Below are 23,761 nucleotides of genomic sequence, written 5' to 3'. Positions count from 1 at the left end.
GACTGACGGGTTAGCGCGGCATGGGCAGTAACGCCCAGGACTTGGTGCCCCCCATCGGGGTGAGCACCGGAGTGAGTCCCCAGTCCCCGCCGCAGGACTCGACCACCGCCGCGAGCAGCCACATCCCGCGGCTGCGCCGGCGCCGGCACTCCTCGCTCGCCTCGGGCGAGGAGTGCGCCGGGTGCTGGTCGAAGACGACGATCCGCAGGGCGTCGAACTGCCAGCGGACTTTGAGCACCATCTCCTTGTCGGGCGTGAACCGGTAGGCACAGGCCACGAGTTCGGAGGCGGCGAGGGACGCGGCGTCGCACAGGTCGGGCAGTCCGTGCCGGTCGAGCAGGGACCGCAGGGCGCCACGGGCGCTGCCCGCACAGTGGGCGCCGCCCGGCAGACCTATGGAATAGCTGAGTTTCTCCGCCCCCGGCGGGGCCTGCCGGAACTCGTGGACCGACCGCAGGCCACGAAGAGTGCCCGTCATCGTGCTGCTCCAAGGTGCTGAGGTGCTGAATGCGTGGATGGCCGTGTGGTCATACAAGAGCTGGAGGTCGCCCCGTGTGAGACTTGCGCTACCGACCGTAGCGCAACGTGGTGCACAGTGCTACTACTTGTACGACGACTTGATGATTTCTCATGGCATTTCCGGACTCGTGAGGCGCTCCCACATGCCCCGGCCGGAGGAGAGGGGACCCGTGCCACCGAGGAGTACGCCGACCGCGCGCCAGCAGCGCCTGGGCTCCGAGCTGCGCAAACTCCGCGAGCAGTCGGGCATGTCGGTGCAACAGGCGGCGGCGCTCATGGGGGTGGATCGCACCCGGATCCCCAACATCGAGTCCGGCCGGATCGCGATCAGCGCCGAGCGTGTCCGCACCCTCGCCTTCAACTACGACTGCCCCGACACGGGGCTGGTCGACCTGCTCGCCTCGATGGCCCAGGAGCGCGACAAGGGGTGGTGGGAGCAGCACCGGGGGATGCTGCCGCCCGCACTCCTGGACATCTGCGAACTGGAGCACCACTCCGTCGGGTTGCACACCGCCGTGACCACGCACATACCCGGACTGCTGCAGACCGAGGCGCACGCGCGGGCCGTTTTCGACACCGCCGACCCGCCGCTGCCCGAACCCGACCTGCAGGCGCGGCTCGCCCTGCGGATGCACCGCCAGCAGGTGTTCGTGCGCGAGGCACCGCCGCTGTACGAGGCGGTCGTGCACGAGGCGGCACTGCGCATGCAGTTCGGCGGCCCGAAGGTGGCGCGGGCGCAGCTCGAACACATACTGGAGCAGTCGGAGCGGGCGCGTACGACCGTGCGCGTCATTCCGTTCACCGCCGGCGGGTTCCCCGGCGCCGGCCAGTCCTTCACCTATGCGGCCGCCACGATCAGCGAGCTCGACACCGTACAGCTGGACAGTTCGCACGGCTCGATGTTGCTGGATTCGCAGATGAAGCTGCTCCGCTACCGGGGCCTGCTGGAGCGGCTGCGCTCCCTGGCGCTGCCGGCCCGCGACTCCCGCGATTTCATCCGCGCCATCGCACAGACCCTCTGACCGGACCGACCGGCCGGCCGGCCGACTGACCACAGAGCCGGATCCGACGAGGAGACGAGAGAACGACATGGGCACGACGACCACGACCGCGACCACCCCGGCGACCCCGTCGACGACGGCCGGCATCACCTGGGACGAGGCATTCTGCAGTGAGGGGGCGAACTGTTTCCGCTTCGGGCGGGATGCCGAGGGGAAGGCGTACATCGGCACCACCGAGTCCGCCGCCTACGTCACCGACTCGATCGACGCGCTCCGTGCGCTGATCTCGGCCGTCAAGGCGGGAGCCGCGGACCACCTACTCGCGTGACTTTGGTCCTTTCAAACCACACCACGCCCCCCTCAAACTGCGCAGATAACGGGACGTAACCGGACAGAGTCACCCTTGGGGCTTGGCTGGTCTTGATGTCGCGCTTAACCTACGACTCCGTAGGCTACGGAACCGTAGGTAATTCGCTTTGCACTCAGGAGTACCCGTGACGATCACCTCTCCCCACCTCGGCAGCTCGGAGGCGTGGACGGACGCCAAGCTGCTGTTCGCGCTGGAAGAGGTGGTCGAGAAGGAGCTCAACCGCCATCTGACGGTCACCAAGGACTGGATGCCCCACGAGTACGTCCCGTGGAGCGACGGCCGGAACTTCCCCGGTTTCTTCGAGGACGGCGAAGCCTGGGACCCGGAGCAGTCCAAGGTCACCGAGATCGGCAAGATCGCGCTCGTCGTGAACCTGCTGACGGAGGACAACCTCCCCAGCTACCACCACGAGATCGCCTCCCTTTTCGGCCGCAACGGCGCCTGGGGCACCTGGGTGCACCGCTGGACCGCCGAGGAGGGCCGCCACGGCATCGTGATGCGCGACTACCTGCTGGCCTCGCGCGCCGTGGACCCGGACAAGCTCGAAGCATTCCGGATGCAGCACATGTCGGAGGGTTTCGAGTCCGACAACCGCCACTCGATGCTGCACTCCGTGGCGTACGTGGCCTTCCAGGAGCTCGCGACCCGCATCTCGCACCGCAACACCGGCCACCAGTCCGGTGACCCGGTCTGCGACCGCATGCTGGCCCGCATCGCGCAGGACGAGAACCTGCACATGATCTTCTACCGCAACCTGCTGGGCGCGGCCTTCGAGCTCGCCCCCGACCTCACCATGCAGGCCGTGCGGGACGTCGTGGTCGACTTCCGGATGCCCGGACACGGGATGCCCGGCTTCGAGCGGATGGCCGCGCAGATGGCGATCGGCGGGGTCTACAACCTGCGGATCCACCACGACGACGTGCTGAGCCCCGTGATCCGCTTCCTGAAGATCATGGACATCGACGGCCTCGGCCCGGACGGACAGAAGGCCCAGGAGGAGCTCGGTCTCTTCATGAACGGCCTGGACTCCGAGGCCCGCAAGTTCGACGAGCGGCTGGCCGCCCGCGCGGCCCGCAAGGCGGCCCGCCAGGCCTGATCCGGCCCCCGCGCCGCGACTGACCGGTTTCCGCTCGCTCGGGCGGGTGACGACGATTGCCCTGGCAGAGCCCCGCTCTGCCAGGGTTTCGCGTCATGACCGCCATGACACCGCTGCAGGTCGAGATCGACCAGCTGGCCCGCCTCACCAACGCCCTGGACACCTCGCTGACCGCCCTGCGCGAGGCCCGGCGGGAGCTGGAACACGTACGGGCCGACCAGCTGGGCACGGCGGACCTCGACGCCGCGTGCGACGGCTTCCAGGACAGTTGGGGCCACGGCACCAAGGAGCTCGCCGGGCGGATCAAGGCCGTACGCGAGGGCGTACGCCGTAGCGCCGCCGAGTACGCGGAGCTCGAAGAGGCCATCCGCGCGGCCTTCCGGCAGGCGGCCGGGTCCCGTGGCTGACTCCCCGGCCGCCGACTCCGCGGCCTCCGACTCCCCGGCCTCCGACTACTCCGCGCTCGGCTTCGACCCGGCCCCGGGGAGCCCGTTCGCGGTCCTGGCCCTGGCGAAGAAGCTCCGCTCCTCTGCGGACCGCCTCGCGGAGACCTCCCGCGTCGTCGACGCCCTGGTCTCCCACAGCTCGGCCTGGCAGGGCGAAGCCGCCACCGCCTTCCGCGCCTCGCTGTCGCGCGAGCTCCCCCGCCACCTCCACGCGGCCCACACCTCCCTGGCGGAGGCCGCGCGCCGGCTGACCGGCTGGCACGACACCCTGGCCGCCCACCGCACCCTGGCCGCCCGCTACGCCTCCCGGGCCGCCGCGGCCACCACCGACGAGGCCCTCACCGACGCCCGCCGGCTGGCAGCCGAGCTGGCCTCGGAGCACTCCGCGGCGGCCCGCCGGGTGGCGGACACGCTGACCGCCACGGCCCGACGGCTGGCGCCGAAGGAGCCCGGGGTACTGGAGTCGGTCTGGAACAAGATCGTCGATGATCCGGCGGACGCCCTCTCGAACGCGGCGGCCATTCTGGGAGCGGCCGGTGCGGCCGTCGCCCTCTTCTTCCCGCCGGCCGGGATGGCGATCATGCTGGTCGCGGGCGGGCTCTCGCTGGCCGCCCTGACCGCGCACCTCGCTGACCCCGGCTTCCGCAAGCCGCTGACCGAGGGTTTCACCCGGGGCAAGTTCGACGCCGCGTTCTGGAAGAACAGCGTCACGCTGCTCGGCGACGGCCTCGGCGCCGTCCCGGGCGTGGCCGCCGTCGCCACGGGCGCGAGGGCCGGTACGGTCGCCGCCCGCGCGGCCATGGCGGTCCCGGAAGCCGGCGCCCTGGCGGGGGTCTCGCCGGGCGCGGGTGCGTTCGCCCGCACCACGTGGAACACGGCGGACGAACTGCGGAAGGTGGAGAGCCCGCTCACCTCGTGGGCCCTGCGGTCCTCGACACCCGAGGTCAGGGAGCGGGTGGGGGTGGCCGTGGCCGCCACCGGAGCGGCCACGGCCACCGCCGACTACACGGGCGACAACGAATCCGTGGATCGCGGCTCCACGGCGGTGGACGGCACCCGGCTCGTCGTGGAGGACGGTCCGACCACGGCCGCGAGGACGGCCCGTCTCTGGACGCTGGTGCAGCCGTGAGCAACCGCTCCGTCCCGCCGATCTGGTTCAGGCTGCCGCCCGGCTTCCACGACCTCGGCCCCGAGGACCGGGACGCCCTGGAGGAGGTCGCCGAAGCCCTGGAGGCCCTGGGCGGCGACTCCGGGCGCGGTGCGGATGGCGGTCCGGGGGCGGATGGCGGTCCGGGTGCGGACATCGGCGCCGGGGCCGGTGCGGGTGTCGGGGCCGGTGCGGGGGCGCAGCTCGGCCGGCTGATGGACCGCCTCGACGAACTCGCCGCTCAGCCCGGCCTGCACCTGGTCCACACCGCGGTCGGCCTCCACCCCGAGGGCCCGGAGACCGTCTCCACCTCGCTGTTCTCCCTCGCCGTGCGGCCCGCCGCAGACGCGGGCGCGGGGGCCGGTGCGGCGCGGGTGGCCCTGGCCCTGGCCCGGTCCGCCCTCGGGAGCGGCTCGACGCGCAGGTACCTGGACCTGGCCTCGGGCCTCCCGTGCGCGCTGGTCTCCGGGGTCCTGCCCGTCGCCGGCACCGACCGGGGACTGTTCCAGGCCAGGGCCGTCACGGCGCATCCCGACGGGCGCCACCTGCTGCTGCTCGACCTGACCAGCGCGGCGACCGAGCACGCCGACGCGTACACCGCCATCCTGGAGGCGGTCGCGCACACGATCGCCTTCGCCGATCCCGCCCCCCGGCCGACCGGGCCGCCGGGTGGTGCCGGGACCTCGCGGATCCTGGAACTGCTGGAATGACGCCGCCGCCGTGCCGAGGGCCGCGCGGCAAGGCCGCCGGGCGGCCAGGGGCGCAGGTCGGTCAGGGGCGTAGCGCGGTCAGGAGCGTAGGGCGGTCAGGAGCGCCGGCGCAGGGCCTGGCGTTCGGCTTCGGACAGGCCGCCCCAGACGCCGAAGCGTTCGTCGTTGGCCAGGGCGTAGTCCAGGCAGGGTTTGCGGCCCTCGCAGGCCCCGCACAGCCGCTTCGCGTCGCGCAGGGAGGAGCCGGGCTCCGGGAAGAAGAATCCAGGGCCCGTCTGGGCACAGAGGGCGAGCTCGTACCAGGACGGGACGGCGGTGACGGTATCGGTATCGGTGGTGTTCATCGACATGCCGCAGAGCCTGTCCGGCGGCGATGGACGTCCGATCAACGCCTGATCAACAGCCACAGAGTGAACGACCGTGCGTGCGATGACTTCGGTACCATGACCGCATGGCAGACGGACGCGTGGAGCGCGGGAACCAGACGCGGCGGACGGTCCTGGAAAGGACGATGAGCATCGCCTCGATGGACGGCCTGGAAGGACTGTCCCTGGGGAAGATCGCCACGGATCTGGGGCTGAGCAAGAGCGGCGTGTTCGCCCTCTTCGGTTCCAAGGAGGAGCTGCAGCTCGCCACCGTGCAGGCCGCCCGGGCCGTCTTCGTCGAGCAGGTCGTACGGCCCGTATGGGACCAGCCCGCCGGGCTCGCCAAGGTGTGGCGGCTGTGCGAGAGCTGGCTCGGCTACTCCGGGCGCCGGGTCTTCCCCGGCGGCTGCTTCTTCTACTCCGCGTCCGCCGAGTTCGATTCGCGCCCCGGGCCCGTCCACGACGAGATCGCCAAGATCCGCGGCGACTGGACGCGGTACATCGAGCGGCTGCTGGACGAGGCCCGGCTGGCGGGCGGGTTTCGCGCGTCGGCCGCGGAGATGGACGTGAACGTCAACGCGGACGCGGACGTGAACGTCGACGCGGACGTGGACGTCGAGCAGCTCGCCTTCGAGATCATGGCGATGATGGAGCTGGCCAACGCGCACTCCGTGCTGCACGAGGACACCACGGCCTACGACCGGGCCGCGCGGGGCATCCTCTCCCGGCTGCGCGCGGCGACGGCCGCCCCGGAGGAACTCCCGGAGCGGCCGCCCGTACTCGTGTTCCCGGCCGCCGGCTTCTCCGCCGCCGACGCCCCGGCCGTCAGCCTCCCGGCCGAGCCGGCTTCGCCGGACCGCTGAGCCGCATCGAGGCGCCCGCGGCCGCCGAACCCAGCGCGGTGAACGCGATCAGCAGGAAGACTCCGCGCCAGTGGTCTCCCGGGCCGGACCCGGTGAGCAGGGCCGCCGTGCCGGCGACGCCGAGCGCGCCGCCGAGCTGGCGGGCCGTCATCAGCAGGCCGGTACCGGCCGCGAAGCGCTGCGCCGGGAGGCCGGCCGAGGCCGTCGTCGACAGCGCGGTCACCACGACCCCGATGCCGAGGCCACCGAGGAGTCCGGCGGGCAGGAAGATCTGGGCGTACGAGGTGGACTCCCCGGCCCAGCCCCACAGCAGCAGGGCGTTGGCGGCGAAGAGCAGCGATCCGACGGTGACGGCGGCCCCTTGGAAGCGGGCGGGGACCCGGCGGCCGACGACGAGCGCACCGCCCATGGCGAGCACGGCTCCCGGTGTGACGCCGAAGCCGGCTTGCAGGACCGAGTAGTTCCAGCGCTCGATGAGGTAGGACGGGCCGGTGAGCAGCCATGCGTACATGGCGGCGCCGAAGAGCAGGGCGCCGATGTTGGCGCGGGCGAACAGCGGGTCGCGCCACAGGTCCCGGTCGACGGCCGGGGCGGGATGGCGGTGCGAGCGGCGCAGCGCGAGGGTGCCCGCCAGAGCGCCGCCGATGACCAGGGCGAGCACCCTCGCATCGGTCCAGCCCCACTCCGCGCCCTGGGAGAGCCCGGCCACCACTCCCCCGATGCCGAGGGCGAGCGCCGTCGTACCGACGGGGTCGGGGAGCCGGCGTCCCGTGCGCGGCTCCCGGGGGATGACGCGGGCGGCGGCCCAGCCGACGGCCAGGCCGAGCGGGACGTTGATGAGGAAGAGCGCACGCCAGTCCCACCACTCGACGAGCAGTCCGCCGATGCTCGGGCCGATGGCGGCGGCCAGTCCGCCCGCCGCCGACCAGACTCCGAGGGCGGCCGCCCGGCGGGCGGGCGGGGTGTGGGCGAGTACGAGGCCCAGCGCCGCGGGGATCATCCCGGCGGCGGCCGCTCCCTGGAGGGCGCGGGCCAGGATGAGCAGCTCGGCGGTGGGGGCCGCGCTGGCGGCGAGCGAGGTCAGGGTGAAGGCGAGGACCGAGCCGAGGAACAGGGTTCGGCGGCCCAGGGTGTCGGCGAGCCGGCCGGCCGCGGCGAGCAGGGCGGCGAACAGTACGGCGTAGGCGCTGACGATCCAGGTCAGGCGGGCCAGCGACACCTCGGGAAAGGCCCGGCGCAGGTCGGGGAAGGCGACGTTGACGACGGTGGCGTCGAGGAAGGCGAGAAAGGTGACGGCACTGGCCAGCGCAAGCACCCGCCCGCCTCCGGGGCCGCCTTCGACCCGTTGCCATCCGGAATCGGGCGCGGAGACCGACTCGGGTGGGCTGACCGCCTCGGGTGGGCTGACCGCCTCGGGTGCGGTGGGTTCGGGGCGGGTGGCGGTCATCGGGTGGCTCCCGCGGCCCCGGTCGGGCCGGCCGTACGGGGCTGCGACCGGGTCGCGCTCAGGAACTCGACGGTGGTCGCGATGACGTGTGGGTCGAGGAGGATGCGGCGGTGGCCGAGTCCGCTCGTCTCGATCAGCCGGGCCCTCTCCCCGTACGCCGCCGCGAGGGCGCGGGACTGGCCGGGGGCCGCCGTGTCATCGTCCGCGTCGTGCACGAGCAGGATCTCGGAGGGGATCTCCTCGGGGTGGTGGCACGAGTCGAAGCGGGGCCAGATGTCGGGCTCCGACGGGAAGAGCCGGCGCTGGATGTGGCGCCGCAGGGCGTCCTCGACGGCCTGGTTCACGCCCAGCATCGAGCGGAACCGCGCGGCGAGGAAGTCGAAGTCCGAGATGGCGCCGATACCTGCGATCCGGTCGGCCCGGATCCCGTCCCGGAGCGCGAAGAAGGTGGACACCACCCCGAAGGAGTGGGCCAGGACGGCCGAGAAATCCCCGTACCGCGCGTGCAGTCGGCGGATGATCTCGCGCTGGCGCAGGATGGTGGTGGCCCGGCCGCCGGACGCGCCGTGACCGGGTGCGTCGAAGGACACCACGGTCCGGCCCTCGGCCAGCAGGGCCTCGATGAACCCGGCGAAGCGCGAGGCCCGCGAGCTCCATCCGTGTACGAGGAGAACCGGCCGGTCGCCGTCGCCCCAGCGGTACGTGGTCACGGGTATCCCGTCCACGACGAGCCGGCCGGTCACGGCCCGGGCCATGACCTCCGCTTCGCCCGGCTTCACCTTCGGCCGGCCGAGCGGCCGCACGAACAGCGCGAACGCCACCCGCCCGACCGGGCCCGGGGCGACCCGGGCGGTGATGTTGAGGGTCGTGCTCAGGAGTGAAGCCGTGGGGTGCATGCCCGGTTCTCCGGATCTCCTCAGGGTGGCCAGACGGCGCTGGCGGGTCAGGGTGATGGAGAGATATTAGCACGATCGTTCGTGTTGTTATGGATGGGTCGCGCGCGGTCGGCCTACCGGCCGGATTCGGGGGGGGTAGCCCCACCCCGGGCCGGGTGGGCCGCAGGATGTCCCCGACCCCCGGCCGCCCCGGATCCTGGTACGGCTCAAGGGACTTCGGCGAACGGGGACAGCACGATGACCGACACAGGCACCGACACACGCGGCACACGCGCAGGCACACGCAGAGGCACAGGCACGGGCAAGGCCACGCACCGGCGCGCGGCCGCCACGGCGCTGCTCCTCGCCCTCGCGGTCACCACCGCCGGCCCCGCCGCGGCCGCCACCGCCACCGCGGGCCGCCCGCCCGCCGGGCCGGTCGGGATCTGGCAGCTCGACGGCTACGGCACCGTGCTCCGCGTGGAGTCCGGACGGCTCCAGGAGTACCAGGTCACCGGAATCAGCTGCCTGCCCGGCGCGAGCGCGCGGCGGGTCCCGGACAGCGGGAGCGCCGCCGCCTACCGCTACGCCACCGAGGACGACGAGGTCCTCACCGTGCGCCCCGGATCGGTGCACGTCGAGGGCTCGGTCGGCGACCGTGCGACCCGCCGCCTCGGCGCCCTGCCCGAGCGGTGCCGCGAGACCCAGGAGCCCGGCCCCGCCGCGGACCCGGTCGCCACCTTCGACGTGTTCTGGCAGACCTTCGCGGAGAACTACCCCTTCTTCGCCGCCAAAGGCGTCGACTGGAACGCGGTACGCGAGAGCCACCGCCCCCGCGTGCACGCCGGCACCACCGAGGACGAACTCTTCGCCGTCTTCAAGGAGATGCTCACCCCCCTGCACGACGCGCACGTCCGCCTCGCCGGCGGCGACCGGCGCTTCGGCGAGGTCCGCCCGGGCACCGTGATGCCGACCCTCGAACTCGAAACCCGCGTCAAGGCGTACATCCAGGAGGTGGACCTCGGCGGACACGCGCCCCAGGAGTTCGCCCAGGGCCGCATCTCGTACGCCGACCTCCCGGACGGCCGCGGCTACCTGCGCCTCTCCGGCTTCGGGGGCTACACCGAGAGCGGTGACTTCGCCTCCGAGAGCGCCGAGCTCGACCGTGCCCTGGAGAGCGTCTTCACCGCCGAGCGCACCTCCCGCCTGCGCGGCCTGGTCATCGACCTGCGCATCAATGGCGGCGGCTCCGACGAGCTCGGCCTACGCCTGGCCGCCCGGCTCACGGACCGCCCGTACTTCGCCTACGCCAAGCGCGTGCGCAACGACCCCGCCGACGCGACCCGGTTCACCCGCCCGCAGCCCCTGTACGTCCAGCCCGCGCGCGGCCCCCGCTACCCCGGGCCGATCGCCGTGCTCACCGGCGGCTCCACCCTGAGCGCGGGCGAGACCTTCACCCAGGCCCTCCTGGAGCGCCCCGGCCGGACGGTGCGCATCGGGGAGCCGACACAGGGGGTCTTCTCCGACGTCCTCGGACGGACCCTCCCCAACGGCTGGGAACTCGGCCTGCCCAACGAGCAGTTCCTCACCCGTACCGGGAAGACCTTCGACGGTCCGGGCATCCCCGTCGACGTCCGCACCCCGGTCTTCACGCAGGAGGAGTTCGACGCACACCGCGACTCCGCCTTCACCACCGCCCTACGACGCCTCCCCCGGACCTAGGTGTATTGATCACGAGCGTTGTTGACACCTGGCAGGTCTTGAACATGGCGAAGACCTCCGGTGTGGTGGGAGCTGTCTAGGAACCCATTGCACAACGGAGGTCTTCGTGTCCCACCGTAATGCCCGGCTGACTGTCTTCGGTAGGCGCCTGCTGGTCGATCGGGTCGCATCGGGACGTCCGGTCGCCCACGTAGCAGCCGAGACGGGCATATCGCGGGCCACTGCCCACAAGTGGGTGCGCCGGTGGCGGGCCGAGGGCGAGGCGGGTCTTCACGACCGGTCCAGCCGGCCTCACAGGACGCCGCACCGGACCCCGGCCGCCATCGAGGCGAAGGTCTGCGACCTGCGTCGGACCCGCAAGCTGGGCCCCGCGAGGATCGGCCCGGTCCCGGGCCTGCCCGCCTCGACCGTCCACCGGATCCTGACCCGCCACGGCCTGAACCGGCTCGCCTGGTTCGACCGCCCCACCGGCACCGTGATCCGCCGCTACGAACGCGACCGCCCGGGCGAGCTGGTCCACATCGACGTGAAGAAACTCGGCCGGATCCCCGACGGCGGCGGCCACAAAGTCCTGGGCCGCCAGGCCGGCCGCACCACCCGCTCCGCCATGGGCTTCGACTACGTCCACTCCGCCGTCGACGACCACTCCCGCCTCGCCTACAGCGAGATCCACCCAGACGAGAAAGCCGCCACCTGCGCGGCCTTCCTCACCCGCGCGGCCGCGTTCTTCCTCTCCCAGGGCATCACCCGCATCGAACGGGTCCTGACCGACAACGCCTGGGCCTACCGCAAAGGCCTGGCCTGGAAGAACGTCCTGGCCGACCTCGGCGCGACCGGCAAACTCACCCGCCCCTACCGGCCCCAGACCAACGGCAAAGTCGAACGCTTCAACCGCACCCTGCTGGACGAATGGGCCTACCTACGGCCCTACACCTCAAACGACGAACGGACAGCAGCCCTGACAGACTTCCTCCACACCTACAACCACCACCGCTGCCACACCGCACTCGACGGCAAACCACCCATCAGCCGCGTCAACAACCCTGCAGGTCAATACACCTAGGGCCTGCCGTCAAACTCCCGTTCACTCCTCGTGCTTCGCGCGGCTCGGCTGGACCCGCTTGGGCTCGCCCGGCATCTTCGGGTAGTCCGGCGGGTACGGCATGTCGCCGAGGCCGTGGTCGTGTTCGTGGCGGTCGGCCAGTTCCAGCGCGGCGTCCAGGGCGAAGGCGTGCTCGTCCATGTCCGCGTGCAGATCTCCCAGTTCCGCGAAGCGGGCCGGCATCGTCACGATGTCGAAGTCGCGCGGCTCCGCCTCGTCCAGCTCGTCCCAGCGCAGGGGTGCGGAGACCGGGGCGTGCGGGCGCGGACGGACGGAGTAGGCCGAGGCGATGGTGCGGTCGCGCGCCGTCTGGTTGTAGTCGACGAAGATCCGCTCGCCGCGCTCCTCCTTCCACCAGGCGGTGGTGACCTTCCCCGGCATCCGGCGCTCCAGGTCCCGGCCGATCGCGATGGCGCACCTGCGGACCTCCGTGAAGGTCCAGCGCGGGGCGATCGGCACGAACACGTGCAGGCCCCGGCCACCTGAGGTCTTGGGCCAGCCGCGCATGCCCAGCTCCTCCAGCAGGACGCGCAGTTCGTGGGCGACCGCGACCGCGTGGTGGTAGTCGGTGCCCGGCTGCGGGTCCAGATCGATGCGCAGCTCGTCGGGATGGTCGGTGTCCTCCCGTCGGACCGGCCAGGGATGGAAGGTGAGGCACCCGAGGTTGGCGGCCCACAGGACGGCGGCCGGCTCGGTCGGGCAGATCTCGTCGGCGGTGCGGCCGCTCGGGAAGGCGATGTGGGCGGTGGGGATCCAGTCGGGCAGGTTCTTCGGGGCCCGCTTCTGGAAGAAGGACTCGCCCTCCACCCCGTCCGGGAACCGTTCCAGGGTCGTGGGCCGGTTGCGAAGGGCGCGGGTGATCCCGTCCGCGACCGCGAGGTAGTAGGCGGCCACGTCCCCCTTGGTGAGGCCGCGCTCGGGGAAGTACACCTTGTCCGGACTGGACAGCCGGACGGCACGGCCGCCCGCCTCCAGCTCGATCGCTTTGCCCGCTGCACCCATGTGCGCCACGGTAGGCGGACCCGCGCGGCCCCGCACACCGAGCGTGCACGGGCGTACCACCCCAGAATCGGAGACATGGATCTGCCGGTCATGCCACCCGTGAAGCCGATGCTCGCCAAATCCGTGTCCACGATCCCACCGGGCATGCAGTACGAGGCCAAGTGGGACGGCTTCCGCGCGATCGTCCACCGGGACGGGGACGAGATCGAGCTGGGCAGCCGCACCGGCAAGAGCCTGACCCGGTACTTTCCCGAGCTGGTGGAGGCGTTGAAGGCCAATCTGCCCGATCGCTGCGTGGTCGACGGCGAGATCGTCGTCATCCAGGGCGGGCGGCTCGATTTCGACCGGCTCAGCGAGCGGATCCATCCCGCCGCCTCCCGGGTGAAACTGCTCGCCGAGACGACCCCGGCCTCGTTCGTGGCCTTCGATCTGCTCGCGCTGGGCGACGAGGCCCTTCTCGACACGCCGCTCGCCGACCGTCGTGCCGCCCTGACCCGCATGCTCTCCACCGCTCGGCCCCCCGTACACCTCGCGCCCGCGACCACCGACCCCGCACTCGCACAGGAGTGGTTCGAACGATTCGAAGGCGCCGGGCTCGACGGGATCGTCGCCAAACCCCTCGATCTCCCCTATCGGCCCGACGCCCGCCTCATGTTCAAGATCAAGCACGAGCGTACGGCCGACGCCGTCATCGCGGGTTTCCGTTTCCACAAGAGCGGTCCGATTGTCGGATCGCTGCTCCTGGGGCTGTACGACGCCCACGGCACCCTCCAGCACGTGGGTGTCTGCGCCGCGTTCCCGATGAAGCGCCGCGCCGAGCTGATCGACGAGCTCGAACCACTCCGGATGCCCGACCCCGAGGGGCATCCGTGGGCCGCCTGGGCCGAGGAGTCCGCCCACGAGAGCGCCCGGCTGCCCGGGGCACAGAGCCGCTGGACCGGCAAGAAGGACCTGTCCTGGGTGCCGCTGCGCCCCGAGTGGGTCTGCGAGGTGGCGTACGACCACATGGAGGGCGACCGGTTCCGGCACACCGCGCAGTTCCGCCGCATGCGGCCGGACCGGGAGCCGCGGAGCTGTACGTACGCCCAGCTGGAGGAGGTCGTCGGCTACGACCTCGCCGAGGTGCTGAGCACGAAGGCGACCTGAAACCCGCCGGCGGCCGGGCTCCCACCGCATCGCACCCGGCCGTCCCGGACGTAAGGTCACAGCCGGGCCGCACCGCACGCCGCCCCGGCACACCGTTCCACCGATTCACCGATTCACCGAAGGACACCCATGAGCACAGCATCCGGCGCACCCACCGGACGCGCCGTCCCCCGTCCCCACGCCGTCGTCGGAGTCGGTGTGGTCGTCGTCGGCCCCGACGGCCGGGTGCTGCTCGGCCAGGCGCACGACGGGCGCTGGGAACTGCCGGGTGTTCATTAGGCAAGTCCCTTGTCGGGACGCTTGTTGTCGGGCTCCGGCCGATGCTGTGGTGCGTCCCGATAAGGTCCCCATCCGCCCCGTATGCGGATGAGCGGAAGCGGATTCAGTGTTGATCGACACGGTGGCATGGATACGGATCGAGAAGGTCACCTGGTTCGCCGCTCGGGCACGGCACCCCGGGAAGGCAGTGCGGCCCTCTGGACGGATCTTGTACTGATCAGGCTGGCGGCGAACAGGAGGACCGCCCCCGTATAGAAAGGGGTTCGCAGTCCGAAGGCGTGGGCGGTGAAGCCGGCTGCCACGGCACCCAGTGCGGTGCCACTACCGATGACCATCTGGTAGGCCATGGCCACGCGCCCCAGCAGTTCGGCAGGCACAAGTGACTGGCGCAGCGACACCGCAGTGACGTTCCATGCCAGGCTCGCCGCTCCGTATGCGGCGATCCCCATGCCGGCTATGGGCCCGGAGGTCGCAGCGCCTGCGGCGGCGGCAGCGATGGCAGTGCCCACAGCGGTCAACCTGAGGACCCGTGGAGTGCCGAAGCGTGCGGTGAGGCGTGGGGTCGACATTGCCCCGACCACGCCGCCGAGCGCGAAGGAGGCGACCAGCAGGGCGAAGCCTAGATCGCTCAGGCCAAGAGTTTGCCGGGCGTAGAGCACCAGGATGGCGATCAAGCCTCCGCCGACGAGGTTGGTGATCCCGGATGCCAGGCAGAGCCGGCGCAGCAAGTGGTGCCGCCAGAGCCACCGGACCCCCTCGGTCGTGTCACGGCGCAGGGCCGTCCACGTCTTCGGTGCCGGCTGGGAACGGGGCTGGAAGTTCCCGCGGAGGATGAATACCAGTGCGGCAGCGGTGGCGAAGGACACCGCGTCGACGGCGAAGGGTAGTGCGGTGGCGATGCCGAACAGCAGCGCGCCCAGCGGCGTTCCGAGCAGAGTGTCGGTGATCAGGGAGCTTGCTTGCAGACGCGCGTTGGCCCGGGTGAGCCCGCTGGGTGCAACCAGTGCAGGGACCATGCCCGCCCAGGCGCCGCTGTAGAGCGTCTGCCCACAGCCGAGCAGGAAGGCGACGAGACTCAGGAGCGGAATCGTCACCATGTCGGCTGCCACCGCCGCGGCGAGCGCCCCGACAAGCAAGGCCCGGGCCGCGTCGACGAGCCACAGGATGCGGCGGCGGTCGAACCGGTCCGCCAGAACACCGGAGAGCAGGCCGAGGAGCAGCCAGGGCAGCTGCTCCGCCAAGGACACCATCGCGATCTGCCGCGGATCGGCGGTCAGTTGCGCCGCGAGGAGCGGCAGAGCAACGAAGCTCATGCCGTCACCGAGGCTGGATACCGTGATCGAGGCCCAAACCCGATTGAAGCTCGGCCCGAGTCGTGTGCGGGGTATCCCCCTACCGAATAACATGAACTAGACTCTGGTTCTGGTTTTGGAAGGTGTCAAGGAGTCAGATGGCTGAGCAAGTCCACACACCACAACAACAGCGCAGCCGGGAGAAGGTGGCCCTCATTCTTGAGGCGACGGCCAGGCTGCTGGAGACGACTTCCTACGACGAGCTGGGCACCAAGCTCATCGCTGCCGAAGCGGGAGTCTCGGTCGGCGTGCTCTACCGGTACTTCGCCGACAAGGAAGCGATCGTCGCCGCCCTGGTCCGGCGCTGGCTTGAGATGGACGTGCGGATCACCGAGCGGATCACCGAGGAGCCCTTGCCGCCGCGCTCGCAGGAGCTGCTGGAGAAGCTGCTCGCCGCCTATGCGGACCGCTTCCGCACGGAGCGCGGCTACCGCCGTGTCTGGTACTACGGGCCGCGTATCGACGCGTTGCGTGCGTACGGCCGGCAGACGGACCTGCAAATCGCCGGGAGTGTGCACAAGGCACTCGTCCGCGGCTATGCGATGCCGGACACCGAGCAGTTCCGGCGACGCGCTCGACTCGCCGTGGAGGTCGGGGGCAACCTGCTCGACCTTGCCTTCCGCGAGAGCGCCGAAGGCGACCCCGAGATCCTCGCCGACGCCGCTCTCATGATGGACCGCTACCTCTTCGCACCGTCTCCCGACTCAGGGTTTCCAGGAATCGGGTGAAGTCGACGTCCAGCTTCGGCCCCTACGCCTCCGGCTGGATACCGAGCTCGTGCGTGGAGTACTCGCCAAACCAGTAGATGTGCTCGGTCAGGTACGGCGAGATGTGGGCCAGATCTTCCGGATCGATCTCTCACCCCGCCTCCAGCAGCTGCCGCACGATCTTCCCCGCCGTACGGCCTGGTGTCGCTGGAAGCCCGTCCTGCCGCTGAACGGTCGAGCAGCGGATGAGATGCGTTTCGCCGGGGTGGCCCTGGTGCGGCGGATTCAGACCCGTGAGCCTGGACGCCGCCGTGCCGGCAGGGTGGTGATGCGTGCGGGTCCGGAGCCCTCATGCACCGCGTGCAGTTCCAGGTCGAGTTCGGCGACGAGGCGACGTAGGGCCGCGGTGATCTCGCGTTCCTTGGACAGTGCGGTCGTGGCATCCGCCAGCTTCTGCTTCAGCTGGGCGTTCTCGTCGGCCAGTGACTGAGCAATCGCAGGTGTGCGCTGTTGGGCTCGAACACGGTACTGGAACTCCTCGACAAGGTCCTTGTGGTCACCGTAGACGACGTCCCGGCGCAGACCAGACTCGCGCAGCAGCTCGGTCACGGTGAGACGACCGGACTCCGATCGCAGCGGGGTGCCTTCCAGGAGGCGGTCGGCGGCTGCTAGGAGCGCGGAGCGTTCGGCGCTGAGGTCTCGGGGACGGCGTGTGGTCATGCCGGAGCTCCTTCGGTGCGGTGCTGCTCGTGGCGGTGGACGAGAGAGGCGACGCGCTCGGCCTGCGCCGCAGCCCGGTCGCGCAGGGGCCTGGGTACCAGTGGATCGGACGCGGTCGCTTCCAGGGAGCGGAGATCTTGCTTGCGTCGGGCGATATCCCGGTCGGTGTAAGCGAGGTTGGTGCAGCTGGACCGGCATTCGCCCTCGTCGGGGCCGACCGGTTCGGGAAGGCCTTGGGCGAGGCCAGAGGCGCGACAAGCGGCTGTCTCAGGGCGCCAAACGCAGGTCATGCCCTCGCCGTGGTGCACCTGGGGGTCCGTACCGGCCAGCAGGCGCGCAGCACTGCGGGGGCTGATGACCGTACGGCCCGGGAAGTCGGCCGTGCCAGTGATTCTGCGGCGGTACTCGTCGGCGGACGGTCCGCTGACGTGCTCGTCTGCCGCGAGCCGCTGGGCGTCATCGGTGATCTGCTCCAGGACGAGCTCGAGCTTCTCGACGGCGACGTCCTGGAGCCACTCGGTGTCCGGTGCGCCCGCGTAGTTGAGTGTCACCTTGGTGTCGACGTGACCGTACTGGAGGGCGGCGGCGATCAGCCCTCGCGGGCGGCGGACGATGAACCGGGCCAGAGTGCGGCGGAAGCGGCTGGCGTTCAGGTTCCCGGCGGGGTCATTGGGGATGGGCGCGCTGCCGTCTACGCGGCGGACGGTCTGGTTCACCCAGGCAGCGAAGTCGGCGATATCCCGGTTGATCGAGTGACAGGTACGGGCGTGCGTTGTGGACGGACGGACGGAGCCCGCGCGGAGCTGCGCCGGGAAGAGGTAGGGCTGGTCGTGCAGGGACTCCAGCAGGGCGATGGCCTCGTGCACGACACCGACGACCACCCACGGGCGTGTGGGTTCGGCTGATTCCGGGGTGTCCGGGGCGCGGTCGTAGCCCTTGCCTCGGTGGCCCTGGACGACGAGCTGCCCAGTCGCCTCGTCCGTGCCGCGGCAGCCGCGACGCAGCGCCAGTACCTCGCCGGGGCGCATTCCGGAGAGATAGCAAACGACGGTGAACAGGGCCCCGGTCAGGCGACGCCACAGTCCGGGCAGCTCCCCGACGCTGAGGGGAGTATCACGCCAGGGGCGTCCCTGGACCTGCCCTGTGATGGCGCCAACCGTACTCTGCGGGGCGACGTCCAAACCCTGCTGAGCCAGCCACCGCTTCTGGGCCAGGCTGAATGCGCCCTTGTCGTCCAGACCGACGAGGCGGAGCACATGACCGTAGTTGATCTGGGAACCGTTGGGGCCAGGGCCCCCAGGCAGAGGAGTGCCGGTCCGACCGCAGAAGTCCGCATAGGTGCGAAGGCGGGGTCCTGCGGTTCCGGAGTAGATGGCTTGGGAGGGGTGCTCTCCCTGGCAGAGTTGGACGTACTCGTGCCAGGCGTCGCGGATGTCCGGACCGATCTGCTCCACCATGAGCAGTGACCAGGCGAGCAGCGCCTCCATCGTGTCGTCGTGGATACGGGGGCGCTTGTTCTCGCCGCTCGCCGCCCGGAGGCCGACGAGCTGGTTGGCGGTGGTCCCCGTCCAGGGAAATCCGGTGGTGAGGCGGCATGGGGTGGGAAGTACGTCACGGAACAGCCAGAGGGTACGTACCGCGCTCAGGGCGTTCGCCTTCTGCCGGGGCGACGTGGTCGTCCCGATGACGTGGCGCACGTAGGCATCGAGGTCATGGTCGGTGACCTCGCCGATCTGCCCGAGGTTCTGGCTGTGCATCCAGTGGGCGAACAGCCGCAGGTCGCGGACGAGCACGGGCATCGAGCCGATTCCGATGTACTCGGCGGACCGCTGGCGTCCGCCCGGCTCCACGGGCTGGGGATGGTCGAGTGCGGCCAAGAGGACGGCTCGGAACTGCTGGCGGAGCGCTTCCGGGAAGACATGCAGGTTGAGGTTGCCGACATCCGTGTGGGCGTCGCGGTGGGCGGGGCGGATGTTCCAGACGTCGTCGCCGAAGTGGGACAGGCGGGCGGTGTCCGTGCCGAGCCTGACGGGCCGGTTGCGCAGTACGGGAACGTCGTCGTCCGGCCAGGGAACGTGGACCGGGATGGCCGGCACCGGAACAGGAAGGTGGGCTGGGTAGGTCATCGCAGGTCGGTCCGTCCGTCCAAGAGCGAGACGATGAGAGCGTGGTGCCGATCGGTGATCGATGCGCGTGCGTGGGCGTGCTCGGCCCCGCTGTAGTGGCTGAGGATGTCCCGTAGCCGGGCCAACGGCGTCGCGTAGCGGGCCGCCCACAGCCGCGGGTCGATGTTGGACCGCAGCGCCTTCAGCTGGTCGTGCAGTGCGATCTGAACCGGAAGGTGGTGCGGCAGCGCTCGCGCGTTCGGACAGTTCAGGCAGGCGTGGAGGAACGATGCCGGACATGCTTCTCCGGCAGGAGCGTGTGGGCTGTCCAGGTGATCCCGGCAGGCGACGACCGCGGTGTCCCGCTCGGCAGCGAGCATGCTCCTCAACGTCTCTGGGGCGACACCGGCCTGCGCGGCCGCCGTGGGCAGGTCCTCGGCCGCCAGGGCGAGCAGACGGGACGGGAGCACGACGACCTTGGCGGCCTCGCGGGCCTTGTCGACTTCACCCTGCAAAGCTTCGGCGACCACGTACTGGCTCTGATCTCGGACGGTCTGGCTGCGGCGCAGGTAATGATCGCGCAGGGTCCGTGCCGTGTGCGACACGGGACGGCGCTGTGACTCCAGAGCGGTCTGACGGACGCGACGCATGTCGATACCGGGAGGCCCGCCCTCCTCGGTCCGGTTGGTGGTGGGGAAACCGCGGGTTCGTGCCCAGCGCTCCACGCGGACCTCCTCCGACCACAGAGAGTTCGGCTTGGCCGGATTGGCGAGTCGTCGGTGGACGAAGGCACCGGGCATGCCACTGATCAGCCGAGCGGGCGCGGTCAGCTCCACCAGGAGTTCATAGACCCGTAGCGGAGAGTGGAACAGCACTTCGTCTCCCGGAGTCCGTTCCAGCATGCTCCGGAGGGACACGGGAAGATCCTCGACCGCTGCCACCCGGTGCTCGCGCTCCGGGCCGCGCCGGGGCTTTCGCTGCTCCACCAGCGCGACCGCCACTTCCTCGTCACCGATGCCGTCCGATCGCTGATGCAGCGCGGGCCACCCCGCGACCGTGCCGAGGTTCTCCGCCGTCAGCACGGACAGGAGAATGGCGAAGGCGGTGGCCTCCTGCTGCGACAACGTCAGCATGCGCATTACCGTGGCTACACCGCCGCACCGCTGGACGGCCGGAGCGCCACCCCCGTCACTCCGGCGGGGCAGGTCGCCGGTCCGCACGAACAGATCCAGGAGCTGGGCCAACTCGGCGTCGTGGCCATCGCCGACCTCACCCGCACGAAACCGCTCCAGCAAACGGGTCCCGGCCCGGATCCGGTCCCGGCATAGGCGGATGTCCCGCCGCAACGCGGTCATGATCTGCTGCCACTCGCCCTCGGGGTACGCCGTGACCTGCTGTGACGCCTGCTTGACGGGCAGCCGGGTCTCGAACAGCTCACGTCGGGCGGATTCGGGGAGCTCCGGGCAGTCGCGCAGCACGATCCGCAGACGGCCCGTGCAGGTACGACGGGTCTGAGGGTCCTCATACCGGGCCATGAAGGCCCTGATGTGCTCGGCCGTGATGTCCGCCGGGCGTCCCGGCGACAGTTCGCACTGAGCGAGGGCGTGGGCGAAGTCACGGACGACCTGGTAACCGGTACGGAATGACGTCGCGCGCTTCACCCCGCTGCGGGCGCCCGCCCGCTCTGCCAGCCTCCGGACCAGCCAATTCCTTACCGGCTCGGCGACCGGCAGGTCGGAGCAGTCGAATCGGACGCTCCGCCCTGTGCTCTCCTCGTGGAACAGCACCACCGCCCCCGACACTCCGTCGGGCAGTCGCTCGGGCGGGGACCAACCGGACGGCGGAAGCGCCGCCCGGCGCCCGCCCCTCACTGCGTTCGCCCGGCCGCGACGGCCGGCCCCATGACCGACCCACCGTGACGTGCGAAGATCCGCACCAGCGTGTCCACCCCTGAACTCTCGTCGTCGTCCAGGAGCGCCATCAGGTACGAGACCTGCAGGCCGGTGAAGGGCTCCAGGTAGTGCTCCCGCGTAGTGTCGGGATGTCGATGCCCAAGCAGCACGGCCAACTGCAGCCAGATGTCGCCGAGCTGTTCGCGGAAGTCCTCGATCTCGTCGGGCGAGAAGCCCTCCAAACGGCGCTCCTCGACGAGCGACAGGATCGAGAACCACTTCAAGGCAAAGGAGTGCCGGCACATGTGGGGCGTCGCCCACAGGGGACACTCGCGCCGCATCTGATCCCGCTGCCCCTCGTTCAGCCGCCCGTTCGGATCGGTCCTGCCCAGCCATGCTTCGGCCACCCGTCGGTTCGCGGCATCGAAGGTGTCTTCCCAGCTGTGCGGTTTCTTCGGTAGGCCGTTCACCGACAGCCACACACACAGCGGCTCCAGGCCCTGCGTCGTCCGGCGGAACAACAGCCGGCGGTCGTCCGGCGCCAGGTCGTCCAGGGCCACTGATTGCGAGCCGCCCGCAGCGGCCACATGCACCTGCCGGGTACGGGGATCGTGGCCGATCACGATACGCACGCCGCTGAGCCGCTCGTACCGACCGTGCCGCTGTGCCCGGCTGATCACCTCGGCTCGGGATCCCTCCAGTGGGTCCAGGTAGCCCTCGACCGACCGCAGTACCTGCCGGGGAATCCAGTACGCCCGGCCGGCGCGGCCACCCTTGACGCACTTGGCCGCGAGCCACGCCGTGCCCATCCGCTCGCCGCCCGAGACCGGGAGTTCGACGTCGAGGATGCTCGCCCACTCACGCAGCCGAAGCCCGGTCCCGTACAGGCCGTCGGCGAAGGCCGCGTCCCGGTCCTCGTTGAACCTGCCGGCCTGCCGCCCCGCGCGCCGCAGCCCGTCGAAGCCGTATCCGCGTAGCCCGATGTCGCGCCACTGCTCCAAGGCATCCCGCAGCAGCCACTTCACCTGACGGCTCGTCGAACCCGCCGGACGCAGCGGGTCACGGCGCCCCCGGCCGTACGCCTGTCGTGTCGCTGCCTCGTTATCGGCACGCACGGTCGCGACCGGGTTCGCGATCCCGAACCGGGAACTAGCCCACGTGTAGAAGCTGTTGAGGCCGGCACGGTCGGTGTCGAACGAGGTGGCCCGCACCCGCTCCGCGTTCCGGGTGTCGGTGATGCGCCAGTCCTTGAACGCCTCGACGTCACGGACCGTGGCCCGGTCCCATGTCGTATCGACGGCGTTCAGGAAGTCCAACCACACAACGAGCGTGTACGCGTAGCGCCGCCAGGTTCCCGGCTGCGAGGTGGCCATCCGGCCTTCCCGGAAGAAGAGGTTGATCCGGGAATCGGGGCGGCCACTCGGCGGCAGGAGGATGGGCGTGCCGTGGCGGGCCCCGTTGCGGGCGGCTCTGCCATGCAGATCGCCGAGATCGGGGAGCTCGGGATCTTTCGCGGCAGGCGGTGGGACGGTGAAGTCGTAGAAGTCAACGGTCCAGTGTTCCAGGACGTTCACGTGCGCAGCTCCGGGATGAACGAGTAACGAAGCGACAACCGAGAGTAGCCTAGAGAACCGGCGGCAAGGTCGACCCGGGGGAGGGCTTCGAACAGGCCGCCGCCCGCGAGCTGGCCGAGGAGACCGCGCTGCGCGCGGCCCCCGAGGAGATCCGGATCGTTTCCATCCTGCTCGACGCCGATTCCGGCCTGACCCAGCTGACGGCCGCGGCCGTCACCTCGGCCGCCGAGGGCACCGCCACGATCACCGAGCCCCACAAGATCGCCTGCTGGTCCTGGTTCTCCCCGGCCGAGATCCCGGCGGCCCTCTACGCCCCGTCCGCGGCGGCCCTGCGCGCCTGGCGGCCCGACCTGGCGCCGCATCTCCCGCATGTACCGTCGTACGACTATCCGACCACCGTCACCCCGGACCCCGCGGGCGGCCCGGGCCTTCGCTGACAGCCTGCCGCACGCCGACTTCGCGCTACCGCCTTCGTGCAACCGCCTTCGCGGTGGCCGGTGACCCTTCCACGCTCTGCGGGGCTGATCCCGTCCGTACTCCGGCCGGCCGGAGTACGGACGATCAGACTGCCGGCCGGCGCGGCGCGGCGGCAGGCCCCTTAGGTCACCGTCACCACCGTCGCCGCGGTGACGGCCGCCATCGCCAGCCGCATGTCGCGGATCGCGGCGCGGACGCTCTCGGCCGCCCACTGTCCCTCGGCCATCTCCGCCGTGCGCGCCTCCACCTCCTTGCGCGGGGTTCCCGGGAAGGCCAGGGCCTGCAGGCCGGCCGCGTGGATCAGCGCGACGAGGCTCGCGGTGCGCTCGTCCGGCTCCGCGCCGTCGATGACCGCGGAGGCGAGCCGCTCGCGCAGTTCGCGCTCGGCCGTTCCGTCGGCCTCCGGGTAGCGTCGCACCGGGAAGACTCCGAGCGCCTTGCGCCGCTCCTCCACGACCACGCCGCGCCCGCTCAGCCGCTCCACGGCCGCCCCGATGGCCTTGGCCTGGTCCTTCGTCAGCCAGTCGGTGACCCGGCGCTTGCTCCGGCCGCCCATCCAGGCCCGTATCGACTCGGTCCGGCCGTCGAGCAGTTCCTCCCCGGTGGGCGAGGTGTCCACCAGTTCCAGGTACTTGCCCGAGACCCGTACCCGCTCCGCGAGGACCAGTTCGAGCAGGAGGGCGCCCGCCACGGCCCAGCCCACCGACTGCCGCTGCTTCACCGACCCGGACTCGTCGTCCAGCGACAGCAGTGTGATCTCCTCCGCCAGTGTGATCCCCATGCCCGCCATCCCCGTACCCCCACACCTTTGGAAACGTAGAACTCGTACGTCTCGTAGAACCTG

The 23,761-nt window shown here is 70.9% G+C and carries 23 protein-coding genes and 1 pseudogene; 13 read left to right on the top strand and 11 right to left on the bottom strand.

The genetic code is table 11. The features are described from left to right. Window positions 1-10: 10 nt before the first annotated feature. Entirely contained in the window at window positions 11-478 is a 468-nt protein-coding gene (locus tag OG247_RS35820; protein WP_327256119.1) for an ATP-binding protein, read from the bottom strand. Between the two features lie 211 nt (window positions 479-689). On the opposite strand from OG247_RS35820, the gene OG247_RS35815 reads away from it, so the two are divergent. The 6 genes from OG247_RS35815 to OG247_RS35790 all read left to right on the top strand — a co-directional run bounded on the left by OG247_RS35815 (window position 690) and on the right by OG247_RS35790 (window position 5,289). Further along, entirely contained in the window at window positions 690-1,541 is an 852-nt protein-coding gene (locus tag OG247_RS35815; RefSeq protein ID WP_327256118.1) for a helix-turn-helix domain-containing protein, read from the top strand. Window positions 1,542-1,608: 67 nt separating this feature from the next. Further along, a complete protein-coding gene (locus OG247_RS35810; RefSeq protein ID WP_327256117.1) occupies window positions 1,609-1,848 on the top strand; it encodes a hypothetical protein in 240 nt (79 codons plus the stop codon). Window positions 1,849-2,014: 166 nt separating this feature from the next. Further along, the gene (locus tag OG247_RS35805; protein WP_327256116.1) at window positions 2,015-2,986 is read left to right on the top strand and encodes an acyl-ACP desaturase; all 972 of its coding nucleotides are present in this window, start codon (window positions 2,015-2,017) and stop codon (window positions 2,984-2,986) included. 95 nt (window positions 2,987-3,081) lie between these two features. After that, window positions 3,082-3,393: a hypothetical protein gene (locus OG247_RS35800; RefSeq protein WP_327256115.1), complete on the top strand. Its 312-nt coding sequence runs from the start codon at window positions 3,082-3,084 to the stop codon at window positions 3,391-3,393. Next, window positions 3,386-4,561: a hypothetical protein gene (locus OG247_RS35795; protein WP_327256114.1), complete on the top strand. Its 1,176-nt coding sequence runs from the start codon at window positions 3,386-3,388 to the stop codon at window positions 4,559-4,561. Before OG247_RS35800 ends, OG247_RS35795 begins: the two co-directional genes overlap by 8 nt. Further along, the gene (locus OG247_RS35790) at window positions 4,558-5,289 is read left to right on the top strand and encodes a hypothetical protein (RefSeq protein WP_327256113.1); all 732 of its coding nucleotides are present in this window, start codon (window positions 4,558-4,560) and stop codon (window positions 5,287-5,289) included. Before OG247_RS35795 ends, OG247_RS35790 begins: the two co-directional genes overlap by 4 nt. 95 nt (window positions 5,290-5,384) lie before the next feature. Here the strand turns inward: OG247_RS35790 and OG247_RS35785 are convergent, their stop codons facing one another. Next, window positions 5,385-5,639 carry a WhiB family transcriptional regulator gene (locus tag OG247_RS35785; protein ID WP_327256112.1) on the bottom strand — a complete coding sequence of 85 codons (255 nt, stop codon included), beginning with the start codon at window positions 5,637-5,639 and terminating at the stop codon, window positions 5,385-5,387. A 101-nt stretch (window positions 5,640-5,740) separates the two neighbouring features. On the opposite strand from OG247_RS35785, the gene OG247_RS35780 reads away from it, so the two are divergent. Continuing rightward, entirely contained in the window at window positions 5,741-6,517 is a 777-nt protein-coding gene (locus tag OG247_RS35780; protein WP_327256111.1) for a TetR/AcrR family transcriptional regulator, read from the top strand. Here OG247_RS35780 and OG247_RS35775 read toward each other — a convergent pair. Together OG247_RS35775 and OG247_RS35770 are read right to left on the bottom strand one after the other, a co-directional pair. Beyond that, window positions 6,480-7,964 (bottom strand): MFS transporter, encoded by a 1,485-nt coding sequence (locus tag OG247_RS35775; RefSeq protein ID WP_327256110.1) that lies wholly within the window; start codon window positions 7,962-7,964, stop codon window positions 6,480-6,482. The genes OG247_RS35780 and OG247_RS35775 overlap by 38 nt on opposite strands. Continuing rightward, the gene (locus tag OG247_RS35770) at window positions 7,961-8,860 is read right to left on the bottom strand and encodes an alpha/beta fold hydrolase (RefSeq protein WP_327256109.1); all 900 of its coding nucleotides are present in this window, start codon (window positions 8,858-8,860) and stop codon (window positions 7,961-7,963) included. Before OG247_RS35770 ends, OG247_RS35775 begins: the two co-directional genes overlap by 4 nt. Before the next feature lie 237 nt (window positions 8,861-9,097). On the opposite strand from OG247_RS35770, the gene OG247_RS35765 reads away from it, so the two are divergent. Both OG247_RS35765 and OG247_RS35760 read left to right on the top strand, forming a co-directional pair. After that, complete coding sequence (locus tag OG247_RS35765; protein ID WP_327256108.1) at window positions 9,098-10,561, top strand: S41 family peptidase; 1,464 nt, start codon at window positions 9,098-9,100, stop codon at window positions 10,559-10,561. Between the two features lie 106 nt (window positions 10,562-10,667). Then, window positions 10,668-11,624, top strand: coding sequence for an IS481 family transposase (locus tag OG247_RS35760; RefSeq protein WP_327256107.1), 957 nt, complete (start codon window positions 10,668-10,670; stop codon window positions 11,622-11,624). 21 nt (window positions 11,625-11,645) lie between these two features. Here OG247_RS35760 and ligD read toward each other — a convergent pair whose 3' ends face one another. Beyond that, entirely contained in the window at window positions 11,646-12,665 is a 1,020-nt protein-coding gene (ligD, locus tag OG247_RS35755; RefSeq protein WP_327256106.1) for a non-homologous end-joining DNA ligase, read from the bottom strand. A gap of 75 nt (window positions 12,666-12,740) precedes the next feature. On the opposite strand from ligD, the gene OG247_RS35750 reads away from it, so the two are divergent. Continuing rightward, window positions 12,741-13,811: an ATP-dependent DNA ligase gene (locus OG247_RS35750; protein ID WP_327256105.1), complete on the top strand. Its 1,071-nt coding sequence runs from the start codon at window positions 12,741-12,743 to the stop codon at window positions 13,809-13,811. Window positions 13,812-13,940: 129 nt separating this feature from the next. Then, the gene (locus OG247_RS35745) at window positions 13,941-14,090 is read left to right on the top strand and encodes a hypothetical protein (RefSeq protein WP_442813500.1); all 150 of its coding nucleotides are present in this window, start codon (window positions 13,941-13,943) and stop codon (window positions 14,088-14,090) included. Window positions 14,091-14,236: 146 nt separating this feature from the next. Here the strand turns inward: OG247_RS35745 and OG247_RS35740 are convergent, their stop codons facing one another. Then, on the bottom strand, window positions 14,237-15,496 hold the full coding sequence (locus OG247_RS35740; protein WP_327256104.1) for an MFS transporter: 1,260 nt from the start codon (window positions 15,494-15,496) through the stop codon (window positions 14,237-14,239). 44 nt (window positions 15,497-15,540) lie between these two features. Here OG247_RS35740 and OG247_RS35735 point away from each other — a divergent pair, with 44 nt between their 5' ends. Next, complete coding sequence (locus OG247_RS35735; RefSeq protein WP_327256103.1) at window positions 15,541-16,170, top strand: TetR/AcrR family transcriptional regulator; 630 nt, start codon at window positions 15,541-15,543, stop codon at window positions 16,168-16,170. Window positions 16,171-16,434: 264 nt separating this feature from the next. On the opposite strand, the gene OG247_RS35730 is transcribed toward OG247_RS35735, so the two are convergent. From OG247_RS35730 to OG247_RS35715, 4 genes are all read right to left on the bottom strand, one after another. After that, window positions 16,435-16,869 (bottom strand): hypothetical protein, encoded by a 435-nt coding sequence (locus tag OG247_RS35730; RefSeq protein ID WP_327256102.1) that lies wholly within the window; start codon window positions 16,867-16,869, stop codon window positions 16,435-16,437. Beyond that, window positions 16,866-18,995 carry an integrase gene (locus OG247_RS35725; protein WP_327256101.1) on the bottom strand — a complete coding sequence of 710 codons (2,130 nt, stop codon included), beginning with the start codon at window positions 18,993-18,995 and terminating at the stop codon, window positions 16,866-16,868. The genes OG247_RS35730 and OG247_RS35725 overlap by 4 nt, the downstream gene beginning before the upstream one ends. Beyond that, window positions 18,992-20,764, bottom strand: coding sequence for a hypothetical protein (locus tag OG247_RS35720; protein ID WP_327256100.1), 1,773 nt, complete (start codon window positions 20,762-20,764; stop codon window positions 18,992-18,994). The genes OG247_RS35725 and OG247_RS35720 overlap by 4 nt, the downstream gene beginning before the upstream one ends. 77 nt (window positions 20,765-20,841) lie before the next feature. Continuing rightward, window positions 20,842-22,440, bottom strand: coding sequence for a site-specific integrase (locus OG247_RS35715; protein ID WP_327256099.1), 1,599 nt, complete (start codon window positions 22,438-22,440; stop codon window positions 20,842-20,844). A 71-nt stretch (window positions 22,441-22,511) separates the two neighbouring features. Here OG247_RS35715 and OG247_RS35710 point away from each other — a divergent pair. Continuing rightward, window positions 22,512-22,877 (top strand): annotated as a pseudogene (locus OG247_RS35710) (NUDIX domain-containing protein); the annotation flags it as partial. A 161-nt stretch (window positions 22,878-23,038) separates the two neighbouring features. Here the strand turns inward: OG247_RS35710 and OG247_RS35705 are convergent. Next, complete coding sequence (locus OG247_RS35705; protein ID WP_327256098.1) at window positions 23,039-23,698, bottom strand: GOLPH3/VPS74 family protein; 660 nt, start codon at window positions 23,696-23,698, stop codon at window positions 23,039-23,041. Between the last annotated feature and the right edge of the window lie 63 nt (window positions 23,699-23,761).

The organism is Streptomyces sp. NBC_01244, from assembly GCF_035987325.1.
Taxonomy (GTDB): Bacteria; Actinomycetota; Actinomycetes; order Streptomycetales; family Streptomycetaceae; genus Streptomyces.
This window is presented reverse-complemented; position numbering and strand designations above follow the sequence as displayed.